Raw genomic sequence first — 22,066 nt, forward strand, 5'->3', positions numbered from 1 at the left:
GGATGACCCGGCTGGTTAAGTGCCCTGTTTATGGATGGTGGATGGATCGACATTCATGCGAACATTCCCCTCGAATGTGATCACCCGCCCCTTATCGGTTATCTGGAGCGTCTTCGCAACAATGGAGGCATTGTCCTTGGTGATGGTGACGGGGTCGTCGCTGCGCATGTTCCCGCCCTTGATATCGAGGCGGGCGGACTGGAAATTCGCGTTGAGGCCGCTGCTCAGCACCAGGGTGAACGGAGCGGTCATATGCAGGTTGTCGGTGGCGCGGTTGTAGTCGGCGGTCGAGGCGACGACGCGGGCGATCAGGCCGTCATTCATCGGCACGGCGGCCTTGATGGTCTCCAGCGTGATGAGATCGGGATTGCGGATATCCTGCAACGCCCGTTCGGCGAGCATCGAATAATTGATGCCGTCGGAATTGCGGCCCGCGATCGCCGGCTTTTCCATCACGACCTTGCCGTTTTCGATCTTGGCGCCTTCGAACTTGACGTTCTCAGGCAGATAGATGCTGACCAACGCCACCGCCAGGAGGGCAGCCGCGACGATGAGGGCTGCCACCGGCAGCAAAATCTTCAGCCGCCGCACGCGGGCGGAATGGAACAACGCATCGCCATAGGCGCTACGGCCGGAGCCCGCATAGGCGGCATTTCCGTTGTTCTTCAGGGTATCGAGCATAGGTCTCGTTCCATGTGCGGTGATTGCCGCGCCTCGCAACAAAGCCGGCCGCCAATCACAGTTCGTTTCGCATTATTACATTGGCTTGCCAATATGGAATTTTTTCTGCAACAAGCAACAAAACGGAAAAACATCAAAAAGTGGCATTCGTACGCGCCGCTGCCACCTATTTCACCGGATCGATCGGCGGCATGCCGAAGCCGGGCCAGCGCTGGAGGTTTCTCATGGACAGTTCGATCATCGCCGATCGCCGGCGGCTGCGCCGCAAGCTCGGCTTCTGGCGTATCGTCGCGGTCGCCCTCTTCGTGGCACTTGGTCTGGCCTTCTACAGCTTCGCCTTCGGCAATGGCGGGACGGAGCGCCCGCATATCGCCCACGTGACGATCTCGGGACTGATCGTCGACGACGACGAGCTTCTGGAGCGGCTGAAGAAAGTCGAGACCAGCGATCAGGTGAAGGCCGCAGTGATTTCGATCTCCTCGCCCGGCGGCACGACCTATGGCGGCGAAAAGATCTTCAAGGCGATCCGTGCGATCGCAGCCAAGAAACCCGTCGTCTCCGATGTGCGCACGCTTGCCGCCTCCGCCGGCTATATGATCGCCACCGCCGGCGACACGATCATTGCCGGCGACAGCTCGATCACCGGCTCGATCGGCGTCATCTTCCAGTATCCGCAGATCCAGCCGCTGCTCGATAAGATCGGCGTCTCGCTGCAGGAGATCAAATCTTCGCCGCTGAAGGCCGAACCCTCGCCGTTCCACGAAGCGAGCGAGGAGGCCAAGGCAATGATCCGCAACATGGTGGTCGACAGCTATAACTGGTTCGTCGATCTGGTCGCCGACCGGCGCAAGCTGCCGCGCGACGAGGTGCTGAAGCTCGCCGACGGCACGATCTATACCGGCCGCCAGGCGCTCAAGGTGAAACTCGTCGATACGATCGGCGGCGAGCCGGAAATCCGGGCCTATCTCAAATCGCGCGGCGTCGACGCCGACCTGCCGATGGTCGACTGGGACAAGAAGAGCAACACGCCCTTTCTGCTCGCTGGGGCTGTTTCGCGGTTGATTACGATCTTCGGTTATGATGATCTCTTGAAAGGCCAGGATATCAATGGAATCCTGCCCCCAAAGTTGCTTCTTGACGGGCTGCTTTCAGTTTGGCAGGTTGGCCGCGATTGATAAGAAATCAATAATTTAAGGGGGCGAACGTGATCAAGTCCGAATTGGTGCAGATTGTTGCAGCACGCAACCCGCATCTCTATCATCGCGACGTCGAGAATATCGTCAACGCGGTTCTCGACGAGATCACGGATGCACTGGCTGCGGGCAACCGAGTCGAATTGCGCGGCTTTGGCGCGTTTTCGGTCAAGAACCGCCCGTCCCGCTCCGGCCGCAACCCGCGCACCGGCGATACCGTCTTCGTCGAGGAGAAGTGGGTTCCCTTCTTCAAGACCGGCAAGGAGCTGCGCGAGCGGCTCAATCCCGGCCAGGCCGACGAAGAGGATTGAGCGCCGCACGCCGCCTGCGGCGAATCCGCACTTGATCTCGAAGACCGTTTTCCTATTCTGCTAACGCATCGGCCCCGAAAATCGGAATCGATTTTCGGGGCCGATGCGTAGTTATAACGCGCCGCTCAGAAAGGGCGGCGCCATCCGACGCATGGAGAACTCCAATGGCCAAGAAGATCGTCAACCTGTTGATTCTGCTGCCGCTCGGCGTCATCCTCATCGTCTTCTGCGTCGCCAACCGGCAAAGCGTCACGCTCGCCTTCAATCCGTTCCGGCCGGAAGATCAGGTGCTTGCGGTTTCTGCGCCCTTCTTCGTCTTCCTGGTCGTTGCCTTGATCGCAGGCATGCTGATCGGCTCGGCCGCCACCTGGTTCAGCCAAGGTAAACACCGCAAGCGCGCCCGCATCGAGGCCAAGGAAGCCATCCGCTGGCAGGGCGAGGCCGACCGCCACAAGAGCCGCGCCGAGGAAATCGCCGGGCAGCTTCCGGCACGATAAACCGGCTCGGTTTCGGCGATGCTTCGGCAGCGGTCAAACCGGAAAAAAGCTCAGTTCCTGATAGTCGCCCTCCGGCGACGTGCCGTTGCCGGTCACACGGAAACCGTGGGCGAGGTAGAAAGCCTTCGCCCGCCGGTTCTTCACCAGGCACTTCAGCCGGTAGCGGTGGCCTGGCCATTCCGGCAGCGCCTGCAGCAGCGCCGTACCGGCGCCAAAGCCCTGGAAGTCCGGGCTGATATAGAGCATGTGGATGAAATCATCGGCCGGCCAGAGCGACAGGAAGCCGGCTACTCCGCCGTTTTCATGCTCACAGACGAAGACCGTCTCGCCATTCGTATGGGCGGCGAAGTCTTCGCGGTGGAATTTGCCGGGATCGACCCAGACGAATGTTTCGCGGCGCACGGAAAGATAAATCTCCGCGAGCATTTCCTGGTCTTCCGCCCGCGGCGGCCTGATTGTCCACGTCATGACGTGGATGTAGCCCATGGCCCAACCCACGCCAAGCCCAAAGCGCGTGGCGTCGGGCCCGGATCAGCCAGCCGCCATCTTCGCGACGACGGCGGCATTGAAATCCGAAAAGAACCCTTCGGCGAGCCTCTGTGAGGTCGCATCGAGCAGACGTGCGCCGAACTGGGCAAGCCTGCCGCCGAGCTCGGCTTTTGCCCGAAAATGCAGGATGGTCTCGGCACCGCTTTCTTCGAGCACGATATCGGCGGCTCCTTTGGCAAAGCCGGCAAGACCACCCTTGCCTTCGGCCGACAGCGTGTAGCTGTTCGGCGCATCGACATTGGACAGTGTCAGCAGCCCATGAAAGGTAGCCGACAGCAGGCTGAACTTGACCTTGATCGTCGCCTCAAAGGTATCCGGCGACAGCCGCTCGATGGCCTGGCAGCCTGGAATGCAGCCGCGCATGATCTCGGGATCGTTGAGCGCTGCCCAGACGACATCCCGCGGCGCGGCGATGCGTTCTTCGCCGGTGAAATCCATTCGATAACCCCATCTCCGATTCGCTCACTTTATCCCAGCGGGAAAGGCTTTTGCCAGGCGGAGAGGAATGTTATCCCGCTCGTTCCGGGGCAAGGAATTGGCGATGAGTGACGAATTGAGGCCGTGGAGCGTGGCGGCAAGCCGCATCACCTATGAGGATCGCTGGATCCGGCTGCGAAGCGACGACTGCGTCACCGCCGATGGGACCGTCGTCGCGCCCTTCCATGTGCTCGACTATCCCGACTGGATCAACGTCGTGCCTGTCATGCCCGACGGCCGCGTGCTGCTGACGCGGGAATACCGGCATGGACGCGGCGAGATCATCCACGGGCTCGTCGCCGGCGGTGTCGAGCGCGGCGACAGCGAGACCGGCGATGCGGCGATGGCGGCAGCCCGGCGCGAACTACGGGAGGAGACCGGCTATGAAGCCTCGACCTTCGTCAAGCTGCTCACCTCCTACCCGAATGCAGCAAGCCACAGCAACGCGGTGACGAGCTGGCTTGCACTCGACCTCAGCCGAGCCGGTGAACCGCGTTTCGACCCGGGCGAGAAGGTCGAGCTGTTGTTTGAGGATCTTGCCGCCCTCCTCGGCGACCTGCAGTCCGGCGCGGTCATCATGCAGTCGATGCATGTCGCAGCCCTTTATGCGGCGGAAAGCTGGCTTCGCCGGCGGTCATCGGAGGCTTGAAATAAATGCCGCGCCGGCGCGCAGTTGATCCGGCACGCTTTTCTGGGCTACTGCATAATTCAAAGGGCGCTGCAGAAGATGCAGACGCTCTCACCATATCCCGACAGACACGCGGAAGAGCACGTTGAAACAAAGAGAACGCCGGCCGGGCCAGAAGAAGACATCAGGTCCTTCCGGGGAAAGCCGCAGGGACGACCGGGTCGGCCGGCCGCCGAAGCCGGTCGCGCGGCCTGCGGCTGCCCGCGAGACGGTGCGCGAGGCTGCCGTGCCTGCCGCGCCCGAACGGCCGCTGATGACGCGCAGCGGCGAGCGCCCGGCTGAGCGCGTGCCCGTGATCCTCGAATCGCTCGGGGCCGGCGACTTCCACCTGATCGACAGCGGCAACGGCGAAAAGCTTGAGCAATACGGCCCCTGACCGTATCATCCGTCCCGAGGCGCAAGCGCTGTGGCGGCCGTCGCTGCCCTCGCATGTCTGGGAAAAGGTCGATGCCGTCTTCACCGGCGATACCGACGAGGAAGGCAGCGGCCGCTGGCGCTTCCCGAAGGAGGCGCTGGGAGAGACCTGGCCGCTCAACCTGCTCGGCGTCGATTTCCTCGGCCGTTTCACCTCTTTCCGTCATGTCGGCGTCTTCCCCGAGCAGATCGTGCACTGGAGCTGGATGAAGGAGCAGGTCGAAAAGGCCGGCCGGCCGCTGAAAGTGCTGAACCTTTTCGGCTATACCGGCGTCGCCTCGCTGGTTGCCGCCGCAGCCGGCGCCGAAGTCACCCATGTCGACGCCTCGAAGAAGGCGATCGGCTGGGCGCGGGAAAACCAGGCGCTCGGGCGCATGGAGAAGCTGCCGATCCGCTGGATCTGCGAAGACGCGATGAAATTCATCCTGCGCGAGGAACGCCGCGGCAGCCAGTACGACATCATCCTCACCGATCCGCCGAAATTCGGCCGCGGCCCGAACGGCGAAGTCTGGCATCTTTTCGAGCATCTGCCGTTGATGCTCGATGTCTGCCGCGAGATCCTGTCGCCGAAGGCCGTCGGCCTGGTGCTGACCGCCTATTCGATCCGCGCCAGCTTCTATTCGATCCACGAGCTGATGCGCGAGACGATGCGGGGCGCCGGCGGCGTGGTCGAATCCGGCGAGTTGGTCATCCGCGAAGCCGGCCTCGACGGCAAGACGCCGGGCCGCGCGCTTTCCACCTCCCTCTTTTCCCGCTGGGTGCCGAAATGAGCAAGGACTTCCACGATCAGGGACCGCGCAGGGTCGGACAGGTGAAGGAAGTCACCTCGCTTGCCAATCCGATCATCAAGGACATCAAGGCGCTGACGAACAAGAAGTCGCGGGAGGAAAGCGGGACTTTCCTGGCCGAAGGACTGAAGCTCGTCATCGATGCGATCGAACTCGGCTGGACAATCCGGACGCTGGTCTATGCCAAGGCCGCCAAGGGCAAGCCGCTGGTCGAGCAGATGGCGGCAAAGACCGTCGCCTCGGGTGGGCTGGTGCTCGAAGTCAGCGAAAAGGTGATCGCCTCGATCACCCGGCGCGACAATCCGCAGATGGTCGTCGGCATCTTCGAGCAGCGCTGGATGCCGCTTCGGGACATTCGGCCGAGGGATGGCGAGACCTGGGTGGCGCTCGACCGGGTGCGCGACCCCGGCAATCTCGGCACCATTATCCGCACAGCCGATGCGGCCGGCGCTTCCGGCATCATTCTGATCGGAGAGACGACCGATCCCTTTTCGCTCGAAACGGTGCGGGCCACCATGGGCTCGGTCTTTGCCGTTCCGGTGGCGCGGGCAACACTGGAAGAGTTCATCGCCTGGCGGAAATCGGGCGGCGTTTCCGTGGTCGCGACGCATCTTGCCGGCGCGGTCGACTACCGCACCATCGACTACCGGAAAAAGCCCGTCGTGCTGCTGATGGGCAACGAGCAATCCGGCCTGCCGGACCAACTGGCCGGGCAAGCCGACGCGCTTGCCCGCATTCCGCAGCAGGGCCGCGCCGATTCCCTGAATCTCGCCGTCGCCACCGCTGTCATGCTTTTCGAGGCGCGCCGCCATCTCCTCTCACTTGCCGAGGGCAAATGACCGAACAGACGCCTGCCCGCCCCGCGCTGTTTTCGCGCCCGGCGCCGATCCTCTTCTTCATCATCGTCGCCGTTCTCCTCGACCAGATCGTCAAGATCGCTGTCGATCATTACCTGCCGCTGCAGGAGGCCGTGCCGGTTATTCCGATGCTGGCGCTCTACCGCACCTACAATCTCGGCGTTGCCTTTTCGATGCTGGAGGGCATGGATGGCTGGTTCATCGTCGGCATGCGCCTCGTCATCGTCGCCTTCGTCATCTGGCTGTGGTACCGCACGGCGAAGGACCGCTGGCTTGCCCATCTCGGTTACGCGCTGATCATCGCCGGCGCGATCGGCAATCTCGTCGACCGCTTCGCCTATGGCCACGTGATCGATTACATCCTGTTTTACACCGACAGCTGGTCTTTCGCGGTGTTCAATCTCGCCGACAGTTTCATCACCATCGGGGCTGGCTGCGTCATTCTCGACGAGCTGCTGCTGCCGAAAAAGGCCGGCCGCTAAAATCTTATCGAATTCCTGAAGGCATTCGGAAGAGGCCTCATGTTAGCCAGATTGCATGCAGAATCTGGGACAGTTGCAGGAAAGATTGTCCGCCGCCTTCGGCGGACCCGCCGCCAAGCCGCGTGAAGAGCGGATGGCGGAGTTCTTCTCGCGACCCGGCACATCGGCGCCTCAGGCGGCCGATGACGGCAAGATGGGGCCTGCAGCGACACGGCGCCTGCTGGTCTACTGGCTTGGCGGCGCTGGCCTGCTTGCCGCGATGATCCTGACTCTGCTTGCCCATGCCGGCGATCCTCTGCTGCTTTCGGGCGGTCTTGTGGTCCTCGGCCTTGCCGTCATCGCCAGCTATGCCGTCCTGATGTTTCGCCGGCGCAGGCCCCCCAGCGGCGGCAAGTCGCTGCCGGATTGGAACGACGGCGCCAAGCTGTTTGCAGACGTCCACGACGTGCTCGGCGATATCACCGTCAGCCGCAGCATGGACCGGCGCATCATTTCCGCCAACGATACGTTTCGCCGGCTGACCGGGCGCCTGCGTCCCGAAGGGCACAGTTGCGAGGAGATCGGGCTTGCCTTTCGGCCCGGCCCGATACCCCACTGCTTCGATGTCGAGATCTCGACGCCGGACGGCCAGCGCATCTTTCTCTGGCGCGACGTCGTCACCCGCGACCCGGCAAACGGCCGGCTGCTGCTGCAGAGCGTGGCGCGCGATGTGACCGACGAGCGGCTGATCGCGCAGGGCCGCGAGGAGGCCCGCCAGAAGGCCGAATATAACAGCGCCGCCAAGTCGAGGCTGCTTGCCACCGTCAGCCACGAGGTGCGCACGCCGCTTTCCGGCCTGCTCGGCATGACGCATCTCCTCGCCGAGACGCGGCTGACGCAGGAGCAGCAGGATTATCTCGCCAATATCCGCCAGTCCGGCCACGCGCTGACGCAGCTCGTCGAGGATCTGCTCGATTTCTCCACCATCGAGGTCGGCCGCTTCGCGCTGCACCCGCGCTCGGAATCGCTGCGCAAGCTTCTGGAAAGCGTCGTCGAGATGCTCGCCCATCGGGCGCATGAAAAAGGCATCGAGATCGGCGCCACGGTGTCATCAGACGTTCCGGAGAATATGAGTTTCGACCCGGCGCGGCTGCGCCAGGTTCTGTTCAACGTCATCGGCAATGCGGTGAAGTTCACCCAGGTCGGCGGCGTCTTCATTCGCGTCTCGCTCGATGCGGACGACCTGTCGATCACGGTTACGGATAGCGGTCCCGGCATGACGGCGGAGGAGCAGGCGCGAGTCTTCGGCGAATTCGAACAGGGCGGGACCGTTGCCGACAGGAGCAGCGGCACCGGGCTCGGCCTTGCCATCTCCGCCCGCATCATGCGCGAATTCAACGGCACGCTGACGGTTGCCAGCGAAAAGGGCAGAGGCAGCGAATTCACCATCCGCTTCCCTGTCGATATCGGCAGCGAGCGCCCTGACCGGCGCAATACGCTGCTTGCCGGCAACAGCGTCGTGCTCCTGGCGCCGACGGGTGCTGCACGCACCGCCATCGCCGAGACGATCACCGCGCTCGGCGGCCTCTGCCATCTGGTCAGCGACGGCGAGAGCGCGCGGACGACGCTGCTCGGCTTGGCCAATAGCGGAAAGCGGCCGACCGATATCATCATCGACCATCGCATGTCGGCGGAATTTGCCGCCCATCTTGCCGATCGCGCCGAAATCGCCGCCCTTGGCCTGCGCAAGGTGCTGCTCGTCAATCCGGAAGAGCGCAGCGCCCATCCGCTCGACCTCTTCGATGCCTGGCTCATCCGGCCGCTGCGCGAACAGTCGCTGATCGACGTGCTGCGCGGGCGCATGCGCGGCATGGAGAAGCGCGACGCGCTGAACGACAACCAGCCGGGCTTTGGCCTTTCGGCGGCGGAGCCGATGGTTGCCGCCAGCGGGCTCAACATCCTGCTTGGCGAGGACGATCCGATCAACGCCATGCTGGTGCGCGTCGTGTTGGAGAAGGGCGGGCATAAGGTGCGCCATGTCGAGGATTTCGAGGCGCTGCTCGATTGCGCCCTTTGCGAGGCGAATGCCCGGCCCGATATCATCATCAGCGACCTGTCGATGCCCGGCGGCAACGGCATCGACATGCTCGGACGCCTGCGCGGCCACGAAAGACGGCTCGATCTGGCCTCGGTGCCGGTGATTGTGCTGACCGCCGACAAGAGCGACGAATCGCGCCGCCAGGTGTTGCTGAACGGCGCCAACCGGGTGATGGTAAAGCCGGTCGACCCGGTGCGGCTGCTGACCGAAGTGCAGGCGGTGGCCGCACTTTCCGCCCGCCGGGCAGAGGCGCGATAACGTGCCGCGGGGCCGGCATGCTTCTTGCGTTCACAAATTCAATATGTCACTTTCCTGTCGCAGAGAAGTGTTTTATGGCGTCGATAAGCCGGCAACGGGAGAATCGCCATGTCCGCCATCGACATCCTGAATCGTGACACCACCGAGGTTGCACCGCCCTTGACGGCGGCTGCGCAGACGGACGGCGACATCCTCGGCCGCATCGGCAATCTGGAAACCCGGCTTGCCCGCACGGCGCGCGAGATCGATGCCGCCCAAGCCGTGCGTTACCGCGTTTTCGTCGACGAAATGAAGGCGCAACTGCCGCTGGACGCCATGCGCCGCCAGCGCGATGTCGATGCCTATGACGCCTTTTGCGACCATCTTCTCGTTCTCGACCGCACGATCGAGGGCGACCCGGAAGACCAGATCGTCGGCACCTACCGCCTGCTGCGCCAGGATGTCGCCATGGCCAATGGCGGTTTTTACTCGGCTTCCGAATTCGAGATCGAGGGCCTCCTCGCCAAACATCCGGATAAGCGCTTCATGGAGCTCGGCCGCTCCTGCGTACTGCCGGAATACCGCACCAAACGCACCGTCGAGCTTCTGTGGCAGGGCAACTGGGCCTATGCGCTGAAGCACGGCGTCAGCGCCATGTTCGGCTGCGCCTCTTTCCCCGGCGTCTATCTGGAAAGCCATGCGCTGGCGCTGTCCTTCCTCTACCACAATGTGCTGGCGAAGAACGAATGGGCCGTCAGCGCATTGCCGCATCTCGCCCGCAACATGGATCTGATGCCGATCGAGGCCGTCAACCCGAAGCGCGCGCTGATGGCGCTGCCGCCGCTGATCAAGGGTTACATGCGCTTGGGCGCGATGGTCGGCTCCAGCGCCGTCGTCGACCACGCCTTCAACACGACCGACGTGCTGATCGTGCTGCCGATCTCCAGCATTTCCGACCGCTACCTGAATTATTACGGCGCCGACGCCGGCCGCTTCGCGAGCTAGAGCCTTTCCTAGTCGCCAGGCCCCGGCAATGTTTCAGGGCATGATCTCTATCGGTGTATGGTTGGGGACGCGAGCCCAGATATCGCGCATCTCCGAGTTGGTTACTGCAACACAGCCATCCGTCCAATCCCACAGGTGATGGACGTTTCCGAAGAGGCCCCAGCCATTGGGAAGCCCGTGGATCATGATATCGCCCCCGGCAGGAAAACCTCCTGCTTCAGCGTTGCGCCGATCATCCGGGTTTGGATAGGAAATGTGCAGGCTCAGATAGGCCATGGACTTTGGATTTCGCCAGTCTATTTCATAACGCCCTTCAGGTGTTCTCTCGTCACCTTCTCGCTGCTTGGGCCCGGCATCGGCAGCCGTGCCTAAAGAAATCCGGTATGTAGAGATGGGAACATCGCCTCTCAAAAGGACCATGCGGCGTTCGGATTTATAAACGCGAATGAGGTCAGCCTGTTGTTCCAATGGCGCATCCGGAGGCGGCGAGCCTGAGCCGACCCTGGCCATCAATTTCGTATAAGCGAAACAGCTGGCGACCACGATGGCTAAAACGACAAGTTTGTTTCTCAACTTGATCTCATCTTCAGGAGGCGCGCTCGAGGCCAGGCACGATCGGCCGGCAATGGCTGGCAGGCTTTGGCGCACATGATGCTTCACCCCTTGGCGCCAGTCTAAAGCCGGATAAATGCCCGGCCGACGCACAGTCGGCCGGGCCAAAAGGCGTCTCAGAAACGCAGGACAGGTTACGAACCCGCCCCATAGGCGGCGATCGCCGCCATGTTGACGATGTCGCTGTCCTTGGCGCCCATCGAGGTGATCTGCACCGGCTTGTCGAGACCGACGAGGATCGGGCCGATTACCGTCGAGCCGCCAAGCTCCTGCAGCATCTTGGTCGAGATCGAGGCCGAGTGGAAGGCCGGCATGACAAGCACGTTGGCGGGGCCGGAAAGGCGGCAGAAGGGATATTGCTCCATCACCTTGCGGTTCAATGCGACATCGGCCGCCATCTCGCCGTCATATTCGAAATCGACGCGACGCTTGTCGAGGATCTTCACCGCCTCGCGCACCCGCTCCGAACGTTCGCCCGAGGGATGGCCGAAGGTGGAATAAGCGAGCATGGCGACGCGCGGCTGATAGCCCATGCGCCGCGCCAGACCGGCGGCCTCTTCGGCAATATCGGCAAGCTGCTCGGCCGTCGGCATGTCGTGGACGGCGGTATCGGCCACGAAGACCGTGCGGCCGCGGCAGAGCGCCAGCGACACGCCGATGACGCGGTGGCCAGGCTTTTCATCGATGCAGCGGCGCACATCGTCCAGCGCGGTGGAATAGTTGCGGGTGATACCCGTCACCATGCCGTCGGCGTCGCCCAACGCCACCATAGTGGCGGCGAAGTGGTTGCGGTCGTTATGGATTAGCCGCTGAACGTCGCGGTGGAGATAACCGTGCCGCTGCAGCCTGGCATAGAGATAGTCAATATAGGCTTCGACCCGGGTGGAAATACGGGCATTGACGATTTCAAGCCCCGGCCGGTTGAGATCGATGCCGGCGCGTTCGGCCGTCGACCGGATTAGGTCCTCGCGGCCGAGCAGGATGGCGGTGCCGAGCTGCTGGTTGGCGTAGGAGAGTGCTGCGCGCAGGACCTGTTCTTCCTCGGCCTCGGCAAAGACGATCCGCTTCGGGCGGCGGCGCACCCGCTCATAGAGGCTGGCGAGCGTCGAGGCGATCGGATCGCGGCGCGCCGAAAGCTCGCGGGCATAACCGGCCATATCAGTGATGACCTTGCGGGCGACGCCGGTTTCGATCGCCGCTTCCGCCACCGCGACCGGGATCGCGGAGATCAGCCGCGGGTCGAAAGGAACCGGGATAATGTATTGCGAGCCGAAGCGCGGCCGGTTGCCTTGATAGGCGGCAACCACGTCATCCGGCACATCCTCGCGGGCAAGGTTTGCCAGCGCCTTGACGGCGGCGATCTTCATCGCGTCGTTGATTGTGGAGGCGCGGACGTCGAGAGCGCCGCGGAAGATATAGGGAAAGCCGAGAACGTTGTTGACCTGGTTCGGGTAGTCTGAGCGGCCGGTCGCCATGATGGCGTCGTCGCGGATGCGGGCCACCTCTTCCGGGGTGATTTCGGGATCGGGATTGGCCATGGCGAAGATGATCGGCCGATCCGCCATCGAGCGGATCATCTCTGCCGAGAAGGCGCCCTTCTGCGACAGGCCGAAAACGACATCAGCGCCGTCCATCGCCTCCTCAAGCGTGCGTGTATCGGTCTTTGCCGCATGCGCCGATTTCCATTGGTTCATGCCCTCGGTGCGGCCCTGGTAGATGACGCCCTTGGTGTCGCAGAGAATGATATTCTCCGGCGCAAAGCCCATCGCCTTGATGAGTTCGATGCAGGCGATCGCCGCAGCACCGGCGCCGTTGCAGACGAGCTTGGTCGTCTTCAGGTCGCGGCCGGTCAGTTCGAGCGCGTTGATCAGGCCGGCGGCGGCGATGATCGCCGTCCCGTGCTGGTCGTCGTGGAAGACGGGAATATCCATCAGCTCGCGTAGCCGGCTTTCGATGACGAAACAATCCGGCGCCTTGATATCCTCGAGATTGATGCCGCCGAAGGAGGGACCGAGGAAGCGCACGCAGTTGATGAACTCGTCGACATTTTCCGTATCGATTTCGAGGTCGATGGAATCGACGTCGGCAAAGCGCTTGAACAGCACCGCCTTGCCTTCCATGACGGGCTTGGAGGCCAGCGCGCCGAGATTGCCGAGACCGAGAATGGCCGTGCCGTTGGAAATGACGGCGACCATGTTGCCGCGGGCGGTATAATCGTAGGCCGTCTGCGGATCGGCGGCGATCGCCTTCACCGGTACGGCGACACCCGGCGAATAGGCGAGCGACAGGTCGCGCTGCGTCGCCATCGGCTTGGTCGGGACGACTTCCAGTTTGCCGGGCCGGCCCGTGGCGTGAAAATCGAGCGCCTCCTGGTCGGTAACTGATGTCGCCGGCCGGTCCTTCTTATCGATATCGGGCATAAATCCTCCAACGTCCTGTGGGCGACGCTTCGCTCTTCCTCAAATGCTGTTGTCATCTATAGCGGCGCGCGGATAGGGTTGGCACCTGTTTTTTTGGGAAAAACTGCACCTCCGTGAACGCACGAATAGACACAGAGAATGAAGCCTTTTCGGCTGCCGAGCTTGCCACGGCGGAAAGTCGTGCCTCGGCGACGCCGATGATGGAGCAATATATAGAGATCAAGGCGAACAATCCGGGTTCGCTGCTCTTCTATCGCATGGGCGACTTCTACGAGCTGTTCTTCGAGGATGCGCTGGAAGCCTCCCGCGCGCTCGGCATCACGCTGACGAAGCGTGGCCAGCACATGGGCCAGGATATCCCGATGTGCGGCGTTCCGGTGCATGCGGCCGACGATTACCTGCAGAAACTGATCTCGCTCGGTTTCCGCGTCGCCGTCTGCGAGCAGGTCGAAGATCCGGCCGAAGCGAAAAAGCGTGGCGGCAAATCCGTCGTCAAGCGCGATGTCGTCCGCCTGGTCACGCCGGGCACGATCACCGAAGAAAAGCTGCTTTCGCCCTCGGAATCCAACTATCTGATGGCGCTGACCCGCATTCGCGGCGGGGCCGAACCTTTGCTGGCGCTTGCCTGGATCGACATTTCCACCGGCGTCTTCCGGCTGGCCGAAACCGAAGCCTCGCGACTGCTTGCCGATATCCTGCGCATCGATCCGCGCGAACTGATCCTGCCCGAGACGATCTTCCACGATCCGGAACTCAAGCCGGTGTTCGACGTGCTCGGTCGCACCGCCGTGCCGCAGCCTGCCGTGCTCTTCGACAGCGCCAGCGCCGAAGGTCGGATCGCGCGGTATTTCGGCGTTGCGACGCTCGACGGCTTCGGCACCTTCTCGCGCGCCGAGCTGGCGGCGGCTGCCGCCGCCGTCGCCTATGTCGAGAAGACTCAGATCGCCGAGCGGCCAGCGCTCGGCAAGCCGGAGCGGGAAAGTGCGGCGTCAACGCTGTTCATCGATCCCGCCACCCGCGCCAATCTGGAACTGGCCCGCACGCTGTCGGGCGACCGCAACGGCTCATTGCTGAAAGCGATCGACCGCACCGTCACCGGCGGCGGCGCGCGGCTTCTGGCCGAGCGGCTGTTGTCGCCGCTGACCGACCCCGCCCGCATCAATGCGCGGCTCGATTCGATCGGCTTCCTGATCGACGAACCCTCGCTCTGCGGCAATCTGCGCGACACGCTGAAACATGTGCCGGACATGCCGCGGGCGCTGTCGCGCCTGGCGCTCGACCGCGGCGGCCCGCGCGATTTGTCAGCCATTCGCCAGGGCCTTCAAGCGGCAAACGACGTGGCAGCCATGCTTGCCAATGCGATGCTGCCGGAAGAGCTTGGCCAGGCGCTGTCCGGGCTGCAGGCCCTTCCCGCAGCGCTCGAAACCCTGCTGGCCGAAACGCTTGCCGACGAATTGCCGCTGCTGAAGCGCGACGGCGGCTTCCTGCGCGACGGCGCCAGCCCCGAACTCGATGAGGTCCGGGCGTTGCGCGACCAGTCGCGCCGGGTGATCGCCGGGCTGCAACTGCAATATGCCGAAGAGACCGGCATCCGGTCGCTGAAGATCAAGCACAACAACATCCTCGGCTATTTCATCGAGGTGACCGCCGGCAATGCCTCGCCGATGACGGACACGGCCGAAGCCAAGGCCCGCTTCATCCACCGCCAGACGATGGCGAGCGCGATGCGCTTCACCACCACCGAACTTGCCGATCTCGAAAGCCGCATCGCCAATGCCGCCGATCGGGCGCTGACGATCGAGCTTGCCGCCTTCGAGAAGATGACGGCGGCCGTGGTTGCGGAAGCCGAGGCGATCAAATCCGGCGCCCGGGCGCTTGCCGTCATCGACGTTGCAGCCAGCCTGGCGCTGCTCGCCGAAGAGCAGGCCTATTGCCGTCCGCAGGTCGACAGCTCGAAGATGTTTGCCATCGAGGGCGGCCGCCATCCGGTCGTCGAGCAGGCGCTGCGGCGGCAGGCGGGCGGTCCCTTCGTCGCCAATAATTGCGATCTCTCGCCGAAGGCAGGCGACAAGGACGGCGCGATCTGGCTGTTGACCGGCCCGAACATGGGCGGCAAATCGACCTTCCTGCGGCAGAACGCGCTGATAGCGATCCTGGCGCAGATGGGCTCCTTCGTGCCGGCGACCTCAGCCAATATCGGCATCGTCGACCGGCTTTTCTCGCGCGTCGGCGCGTCCGACGACCTGGCGCGCGGGCGCTCCACCTTCATGGTCGAGATGGTCGAGACCGCTGCGATCCTCAACCAGGCGAGCGACCGTTCGCTCGTCATCCTCGACGAGATCGGCCGCGGCACCGCCACCTTCGACGGCCTGTCGATCGCCTGGGCCTCCGTCGAGCATCTGCACGAGGCCAACCGCTGCCGCGGCCTCTTCGCCACGCATTTCCATGAGCTGACCGTGCTTTCGGAAAAGCTGGGCCGGCTATCGAACGCGACGATGCGCGTCAAGGAATGGGACGGCGACGTCATCTTCCTGCATGAGGTCGGCCCGGGCGCGGCCGACCGCTCTTACGGCATCCAGGTCGCCCGCCTTGCCGGGCTTCCGGCCTCGGTGGTGACGCGGGCCCGCGATGTGCTCACTCGCCTCGAAGATGCCGACCGCAAGAACCCGGCGAGCCAACTGATCGACGACCTGCCGCTCTTCCAGGTGGCGGTGCGCCGCGAGGACACGGCCCGCGGACCGTCCAAGGTCGAGGAGACGCTGAAGGCGATGAGCCTTGACGATATGACGCCGCGCGAGGCAATGGACGCGCTTTACGACCTCAAGAAAAAATTGAAATAGGGCAGCGGCACGCGATGTTCATGGAAAAGCTGATACGCGAAACGGAGCGCCTCTCGCTCATCTGCTCCATGCTCGACACGATGCGGCGCGCCGACGCCGATCGCAATGCGCGCGGCTGGACGTCGCCGATCGGCATGCTGAAAATTACCCGCTGCTGCGCTATGATCTCGGAACTCGGAACTTCGATCGCCAAGGCCGGCTATCGCGAGTGCGACAGACAGTCGCTTGAGGAGATCATGAGAGAGACGCGGCAGGTGCTGCATTTGCTGAATGCGCGGGCCACCGCCTGAGTTTTCAGGAAAGCCGTCGCGCGGCTTACCAACACCATTTCGCCAAATTTAAAGGTTCTTGCAGTATGAGGGCCCGTGTCAATCGCCTGATAAAGGGGTTATAGCGCATGCGGACGAAACACGAGGCGAGCCCGGATGCGGCCGCCCGGCATGAACAGGAAACCGCCCCGGCGACAGCGATGCGCGAGCTTGATTTTTCCCATATTCTCGACGTCGAGTTGTTGCAGAAGCAGTGCGACGCCGTTGCCGAGGCCAACCGCAACCGGCCCGACGTGCTGCGCGCCGACCTGCTTGCGGTGCTCAAGAAGGCGAGCACGGAAGGCCGGCAGAAGGCGCGGGCCGCACTTATGGCCGACGGCGGCGGGCTGAATTGCGCCTACCGGATTTCCTGGCTGCAGGACCAGATCATCACCGTCCTCTACAATTTCGCCACCGCCCATATCTTTCCGCAGCAGAAGGACAAGTTTGCGGTCACCGCCGTCGGCGGCTACGGCCGCGACACGCTGGCGCCGGGCTCCGATATAGACCTGCTCTTCCTCTTCCCGCCGCGCCCGACCGAGGAGACGCACAAGGCCGTCGAGTTCATGCTCTACGTGCTCTGGGACATGGGCTTCAAGGTCGGCCACGCCACCCGTACGGTGGAAGAATGCATCGCGCTTTCCAAGTCCGACATGACGATCCGCACCGCCATCCTGGAAATGCGCTACATCTGCGGCCTGCAGCGGCTGGAAACCGAACTCGAGACCCGCTTCGACAAGGAAATCGTCACCGGTACCGGCCCTGAGTTCATCGCCGCCAAGCTTGCCGAGCGCGACGAGCGCCACCGCAAGGCAGGCGATACACGCTATCTCGTCGAGCCGAACGTCAAGGAAGGCAAGGGCGGGCTTCGCGACCTGCACACGCTGTTCTGGATCTCGAAATATTATTATCACGTGCGCGACCAGGCCGAGCTGGTCAAGCTCGGCGTCTTGTCGAAGCACGAATACCGCCTGCTCGAGAAAGCCGACGATTTTCTCTGGGCGGTACGCTGCCATATGCACTTCCTGACAGGCAAGGCCGAGGAGCGCCTGTCCTTCGACATCCAGCGCGAAATCGCCGAAGCATTCGGCTATCACACCCGCCCCGGCCTTTCGGCCGTCGAGCGCTTCATGAAGCACTATTTCCTCGTCGCCAAGGATGTCGGCGATCTCACGCGCATCCTCTGCGCTGCGCTTGAAGACCAGCAGGCGAAGTCGATCCCGGGCCTGACCGGCGTCATCAGCCGCTTCACCCATCGCAACCGCAAGATCGCCGGCAGCGTCGAATTCGTCGAGGACCGCGGCCGCATCGCGCTTGCCGACGCCGAGGTGTTCAAGCGCGATCCCGTCAGCATCCTCCGGCTCTTCCACGTCGCCGACATCAACGGGCTGGAATTCCATCCGGACGCGCTGAAACGCGTCACTCGCTCGCTTGCCCTGATCGACAACCGGCTCAGGGAAAACGACGAGGCGAACCGGCTGTTCATGTCGATCCTGACTTCGAAGCGCGATCCGGCGCTGATCCTGCGGCGGATGAACGAGGCCGGCGTGCTTGGCCGCTTCATCCCCGAATTCGGCAAGATCGTCGCGATGATGCAGTTTAACATGTATCACCACTATACGGTCGACGAACATCTGATCCGCACCGTCGACGTTCTCTCCGAGATCGATCAGGCACGCGCCGAAGATCTGCATCCGCTCGCCAACAAGCTGTTCTCAGGCATCGAAGACCGCGAGGCGCTCTATGTCGCGGTTCTCCTGCATGATATCGCCAAGGGCCGCCTGGAGGATCATTCGATTGCCGGCGCCCGCGTCGCCCGCAAGCTCTGCGGCCGCTTCGGCCTGTCGCAGAAGCAGACGGAAATCGTCGTTTGGCTGATCGAGGAACATCTGACGATGTCGATGGTGGCGCAGACCCGCGACCTCACCGACCGCAAGACGATCACCGATTTTGCCGACCGGGTGCAGTCGCTCGACCGGCTGAAGATGCTGCTGATCCTGACGATCTGCGATATCCGCGCCGTCGGCCCCGGCGTCTGGAACGGCTGGAAAGGCCAGCTTCTGCGCACGCTCTATTATGAAACCGAGCTGCTGCTGGCCGGCGGTTTTTCGGAAGTCTCCCGCAAAGAGCGCGCCAATGCCGCCGCCGAGGCGCTGCATGCGGCCCTTGCCGACTGGAGCCAGAAGGACCGCAATACCTATACCAAGCTGCACTACCAGCCCTATCTGCTCTCGGTGCCGCTGGAAGACCAGATCCGTCACGCCCATTTCATCCGCCAGGCCGACAAAGCCGGCCAGGCGCTCGCCACCACGGTGCGCACCGACAGTTTCCACGCGATCACCGAAATCACCGTGCTGTCGCCCGACCATCCGCGGCTGCTCGCCGTTATCGCCGGCGCCTGTGCTGCGGCCGGCGCCAACATCGTCGACGCGCAGATCTTCACGACGTCGGACGGTCGGGCGCTCGACACCATCCATGTCAGCCGCGAATTTACCGACGATGCCGACGAGCTGCGCCGGGCCGCGACGATCGGACGGATGATCGAGGACGTGCTGTCCGGCCGCAAGCGGCTGCCCGAGGTCATCGCCACGCGGGCGCGCAACCGCAAGAAGAGCAAGGCCTTCGTCATTCCGCCGTCGGTTAACATCACCAACAGCCTGTCGAACAAGTTCACGGTCATCGAGGTCGAATGCCTCGACCGGCCGGGTCTCTTGTCTGAGATCACCGCCGTGCTCTCCGATCTGTCGCTCGACATCCAGTCGGCCCGCATCACCACCTTCGGCGAGAAGGTGATCGACACCTTCTACGTCACCGACCTGGTCGGCCAGAAAATCTCCGGCGACAGCAAGCGCGCCAACATCACCGCCCGGCTGAAGGCAGTCATGGCCGAGGAGGAAGACGAACTGCGCGAGCGCATGCCCTCCGGCATCATCGCGCCGGCCGCCACCGCCCGGACATCGCCGTCAGCCGAAAAGAAAGCCGATTCGCCCGCATGAGCCCGCAAGCATGAGCCTCGTCAAGAAATTCGCAACCGTCGGCGGCGCCACCCTCGGCAGCCGCATCTTCGGTTTCGCCCGCGAAACGCTGATGGCAGCCGCACTCGGCACCGGACCGATGGCCGACGTCTTCTACGCCGCCTTCCGCTTCCCGAACCTGTTTCGCCGGCTGTTTGCCGAGGGCGCCTTCAACGCCGCCTTCGTACCGCTTTTTGCCAAGGAGATCGAAGCGAACGGCACGGAAGGGGCCAAGCGCTTTTCCGAGGAAGTCTTCGGCGTGCTGTTTTCAGTGCTGCTCCTCATCACCATCGTGATGGAGCTTGCCATGCCGCTTTTGGTGCGCTTCGTCATCGCGCCGGGTTTTGCCGACGATCCCGACAAGTTCTCGATCACCATCCGCATGGCGGCGGTGATGTTTCCCTATCTGATGTGCATGTCGCTGACGGCGATGATGAGCGGCATGCTGAATTCGCTGCATCATTTCTTCGCCGCCGCTATCGCGCCGGTTTTCCTCAACGTGGTGATGATCGGGGCGCTGTTTTATGCACTCTATACCGGCGCCGATCCGCTGGCGACGGCCTGGTATCTCTCCTGGGGTGTTCTTGCCGCCGGCGTGCTGCAGCTCGCCGTCGTCTATATCGGCGTGCTTGCGGCCGGCATGAGCATCGGCTTCCGCTTCCCGAAGATGACGCCGAACGTCAAGCGGCTGCTGATCCTTGCGGTGCCGGCCGCCGTGACCGGCGGCATCACCCAGATCAACCAGTTGATCGGCCAGGCAATCGCCTCCTCCCGCGACGGCGCGATCGCAGCCCTGCAATATGCCGACCGGATCTATCAGCTGCCGCTCGGCGTCGTCGGCGTCGCCGTCGGCGTGGTGCTGCTGCCGGAACTTGCCCGGGCGCTGAAGGGCGGCAATCTGCGCGAAGCCGGAAACCTGCAGAACCGCTCGATCGAATTCGTGCTGTTCCTGACGATCCCTGCCGCATTCGCGCTGTGGATCCTCTCCGACGAGATCATCCGCGTGCTTTACGAGCGCGGCGCCTTCCATCAGGAAAACACCGCCGTCGTCGGCGCGATCCTGGCGATCTACGGCATCGGCCTGCCGGCCTTCGTGCTGATCAAGGCGCTGCAGCCGGGCTTCTACGCGCGCGAGGACACCAAGACGCCGATGCGCTTTTCGGCGATCGCCGTTGCCACCAACTGCGCCACGGCGCTCACCCTCTTTCCCTTTATGGGCGCGCCCGGCATCGCCGTGGCCGAAGCCACTGCCGGCTGGATCAGCACCGTGTTGCTGTTCACCACGCTGTTGCGCCGCGGCCATCTGACATGGGAATGGGCGCTGGCAAAACGCACCGCCCTGCTGATCGTCGCGGCGGCGGTCATGGGGGCGGCCATCGTCTTTCTCAAGCAGTATTTCGCACCCTGGCTCGCCTCCGGCTCGCCGCTTCTAACCAAGATCGGCACGCTGGGGCTGCTGATCGCGATTTCCATGCTGGTCTATTTCGCCGCCGCCTTCCTGATCGGCGGCGCCGATCTCGGCATGATCCGCCGCAATCTGAACCGCAAGCCGGCGGCGGCGGAGGATGCGTAGCGCCGTCAAGGTCTAGCAATCCACCCATCGCCGCTGCGGTCCGACATCGACATGAACGATGCCGTTGCAATAGGTGCCGATGCCGCCGATGCCGGGCGCGCTCCTGGCGGCTGCGATGATGGTGCGTTCCGACAGGCCCGGCATCCTGATATCGGCCGCCAGGCATTTTCCATGCAGGGAGCCATGGCGGCGGGGATGCGCCCGGAGGCCGGAGGTGATCATCGGCCGGCGTCCGGTTTTTGCGGCGATATGCGACAGCACCGCCTGAAGACGCGCGGGAAAACAGCCGGTGCGGACACTGACGGTCTGGACGGTGTAGGCTGGGCGTGCCTCCTGCTTGGGAAGATGAATGACCGGCCGTTTGCTGTCTTGACCGACGGCGCTGGTTGCGGATTGTAGGGCGAAAAGGCCTGCCATGGCGAGCAAACTGGCGGTCTGCATGGTTCCTCCTGGCGGTTGACAGGGCGGCCATCGCACGCCCCTGCGCGGTCGAGGATTTTCAGTTCAATAAAAGCTTTTCTGTGAAATTTTATACTCAATTGTGAGTAACGGACTTGATCACTTCGGCTTAAAATAACGGACATTGCCGATCCAGCCTGGAATAAACATCTCAATCGGGAGATATGACATGACGACCCAGTCGCTTTTCCTCGTCACCCTCGTCGTCGACGACTACGACCGCGCCAAGGCATTCTACTGCGGCGCCCTTGGTTTCGATTGCCTTCAGGACGAGCCGCAGCCGGAGGGCAAGCGCTGGGTGGTGGTGAAGCCCAGAGGAGGAGATGGCGGAGCCTTTCTGCTGGCGCAGGCCGCAAACGACACGCAACGGGCGGCGATCGGTAACCAGACAGGCGGCCGGGTCAGCTTCTTCCTGAAGACCGACGATTTCGCCCGCGACCATGCCGCAATGCGCGCCGCCGGCGTGCGCTTTCTGGAGGAGCTCGCGGCATGAGGTTTACGGCACGGTCGCGGTGTTTGCCGATCCCTACGGCAACAGCTTCGATCTGATACAGCATCACGCTGCCTGAACCTCTTGATTGCGA

At 63.2% G+C, this 22,066-nt stretch carries 18 protein-coding genes and 2 pseudogenes; 14 read left to right on the forward strand and 6 right to left on the reverse strand.

Annotation, left to right across the window (positions count from 1 at the left end):
* Positions 1-15 precede the first annotated feature (15 nt).
* A complete protein-coding gene (gene lptC, locus MF410_RS17115; RefSeq protein WP_097624669.1) occupies positions 16-681 on the reverse strand; it encodes an LPS export ABC transporter periplasmic protein LptC in 666 nt (221 codons plus the stop codon).
* Between the two features lie 224 nt (positions 682-905).
* Between lptC and sppA the strand changes: the two genes are divergently transcribed.
* The 3 genes from sppA (at position 906) to MF410_RS17130 (ending at position 2,682) form a co-directional block, all read left to right on the forward strand.
* The gene (sppA, locus tag MF410_RS17120; RefSeq protein ID WP_239620439.1) at positions 906-1,856 is read left to right on the forward strand and encodes a signal peptide peptidase SppA; all 951 of its coding nucleotides are present in this window, start codon (positions 906-908) and stop codon (positions 1,854-1,856) included.
* A 29-nt stretch (positions 1,857-1,885) separates the two neighbouring features.
* Positions 1,886-2,185, forward strand: coding sequence for an integration host factor subunit beta (locus MF410_RS17125; RefSeq protein ID WP_003544934.1), 300 nt, complete (start codon positions 1,886-1,888; stop codon positions 2,183-2,185).
* Between the two features lie 164 nt (positions 2,186-2,349).
* A complete protein-coding gene (locus MF410_RS17130) occupies positions 2,350-2,682 on the forward strand; it encodes a LapA family protein (RefSeq protein WP_097624668.1) in 333 nt (110 codons plus the stop codon).
* Between the two features lie 33 nt (positions 2,683-2,715).
* Here the strand turns inward: MF410_RS17130 and MF410_RS17135 are convergent, their stop codons facing one another.
* A complete protein-coding gene (locus MF410_RS17135; protein ID WP_097624849.1) occupies positions 2,716-3,150 on the reverse strand; it encodes a GNAT family N-acetyltransferase in 435 nt (144 codons plus the stop codon).
* 63 nt (positions 3,151-3,213) lie between these two features.
* On the reverse strand, positions 3,214-3,669 hold the full coding sequence (locus MF410_RS17140; protein WP_097624667.1) for a carbon monoxide dehydrogenase subunit G: 456 nt from the start codon (positions 3,667-3,669) through the stop codon (positions 3,214-3,216).
* A gap of 103 nt (positions 3,670-3,772) precedes the next feature.
* Between MF410_RS17140 and MF410_RS17145 the strand changes: the two genes are divergently transcribed.
* The 6 genes and pseudogenes from MF410_RS17145 (at position 3,773) to MF410_RS17170 (ending at position 10,256) form a co-directional block, all read left to right on the forward strand.
* Complete coding sequence (locus tag MF410_RS17145) at positions 3,773-4,357, forward strand: NUDIX hydrolase (protein WP_097624848.1); 585 nt, start codon at positions 3,773-3,775, stop codon at positions 4,355-4,357.
* A 124-nt stretch (positions 4,358-4,481) separates the two neighbouring features.
* Positions 4,482-5,580: pseudogene (locus MF410_RS17150) on the forward strand (class I SAM-dependent methyltransferase).
* The gene (locus MF410_RS17155; protein ID WP_097624665.1) at positions 5,577-6,437 is read left to right on the forward strand and encodes an RNA methyltransferase; all 861 of its coding nucleotides are present in this window, start codon (positions 5,577-5,579) and stop codon (positions 6,435-6,437) included. The pseudogene MF410_RS17150 and the gene MF410_RS17155 overlap by 4 nt, the downstream one beginning before the upstream one ends.
* Positions 6,434-6,937, forward strand: coding sequence for a signal peptidase II (gene lspA / locus MF410_RS17160; protein ID WP_097624664.1), 504 nt, complete (start codon positions 6,434-6,436; stop codon positions 6,935-6,937). The genes MF410_RS17155 and lspA overlap by 4 nt, the downstream gene beginning before the upstream one ends.
* A 55-nt stretch (positions 6,938-6,992) precedes the next feature.
* A complete protein-coding gene (locus tag MF410_RS17165) occupies positions 6,993-9,272 on the forward strand; it encodes an ATP-binding protein (protein ID WP_097624663.1) in 2,280 nt (759 codons plus the stop codon).
* Between the two features lie 108 nt (positions 9,273-9,380).
* The gene (locus MF410_RS17170) at positions 9,381-10,256 is read left to right on the forward strand and encodes a GNAT family N-acetyltransferase (protein WP_097624662.1); all 876 of its coding nucleotides are present in this window, start codon (positions 9,381-9,383) and stop codon (positions 10,254-10,256) included.
* A gap of 33 nt (positions 10,257-10,289) precedes the next feature.
* On the opposite strand, the gene MF410_RS17175 is transcribed toward MF410_RS17170, so the two are convergent.
* Positions 10,290-10,829 carry a L,D-transpeptidase family protein gene (locus MF410_RS17175; RefSeq protein ID WP_097624847.1) on the reverse strand — a complete coding sequence of 180 codons (540 nt, stop codon included), beginning with the start codon at positions 10,827-10,829 and terminating at the stop codon, positions 10,290-10,292.
* A 173-nt stretch (positions 10,830-11,002) separates the two neighbouring features.
* Positions 11,003-13,288 (reverse strand): NADP-dependent malic enzyme, encoded by a 2,286-nt coding sequence (locus MF410_RS17180; protein WP_097624661.1) that lies wholly within the window; start codon positions 13,286-13,288, stop codon positions 11,003-11,005.
* Positions 13,289-13,401: 113 nt separating this feature from the next.
* On the opposite strand from MF410_RS17180, the gene mutS reads away from it, so the two are divergent.
* The 4 genes from mutS to murJ all read left to right on the forward strand — a co-directional run bounded on the left by mutS (position 13,402) and on the right by murJ (position 21,023).
* Positions 13,402-16,128, forward strand: a complete 2,727-nt coding sequence (mutS, locus tag MF410_RS17185; RefSeq protein WP_097624660.1) for a DNA mismatch repair protein MutS — start codon at positions 13,402-13,404, stop codon at positions 16,126-16,128.
* Positions 16,129-16,142: 14 nt separating this feature from the next.
* Positions 16,143-16,418 (forward strand): hypothetical protein, encoded by a 276-nt coding sequence (locus MF410_RS17190; protein WP_012556384.1) that lies wholly within the window; start codon positions 16,143-16,145, stop codon positions 16,416-16,418.
* 107 nt (positions 16,419-16,525) lie between these two features.
* Entirely contained in the window at positions 16,526-19,432 is a 2,907-nt protein-coding gene (locus tag MF410_RS17195) for a [protein-PII] uridylyltransferase (RefSeq protein WP_097624659.1), read from the forward strand.
* 10 nt (positions 19,433-19,442) lie between these two features.
* Positions 19,443-21,023 carry a murein biosynthesis integral membrane protein MurJ gene (gene murJ, locus MF410_RS17200; RefSeq protein ID WP_097624658.1) on the forward strand — a complete coding sequence of 527 codons (1,581 nt, stop codon included), beginning with the start codon at positions 19,443-19,445 and terminating at the stop codon, positions 21,021-21,023.
* Between the two features lie 12 nt (positions 21,024-21,035).
* On the opposite strand, the gene MF410_RS17205 is transcribed toward murJ, so the two are convergent.
* Complete coding sequence (locus MF410_RS17205; protein WP_097624657.1) at positions 21,036-21,464, reverse strand: D-Ala-D-Ala carboxypeptidase family metallohydrolase; 429 nt, start codon at positions 21,462-21,464, stop codon at positions 21,036-21,038.
* A gap of 187 nt (positions 21,465-21,651) precedes the next feature.
* On the opposite strand from MF410_RS17205, the pseudogene MF410_RS17210 reads away from it, so the two are divergent.
* Positions 21,652-22,051, forward strand: a pseudogene (locus MF410_RS17210) (VOC family protein).
* The last annotated feature ends 15 nt before the right edge of the window (positions 22,052-22,066 follow it).

The organism is Rhizobium sp. C104 (assembly GCF_022354505.1).
GTDB classification, from domain to species: domain Bacteria; phylum Pseudomonadota; class Alphaproteobacteria; order Rhizobiales; family Rhizobiaceae; genus Rhizobium; species Rhizobium redzepovicii.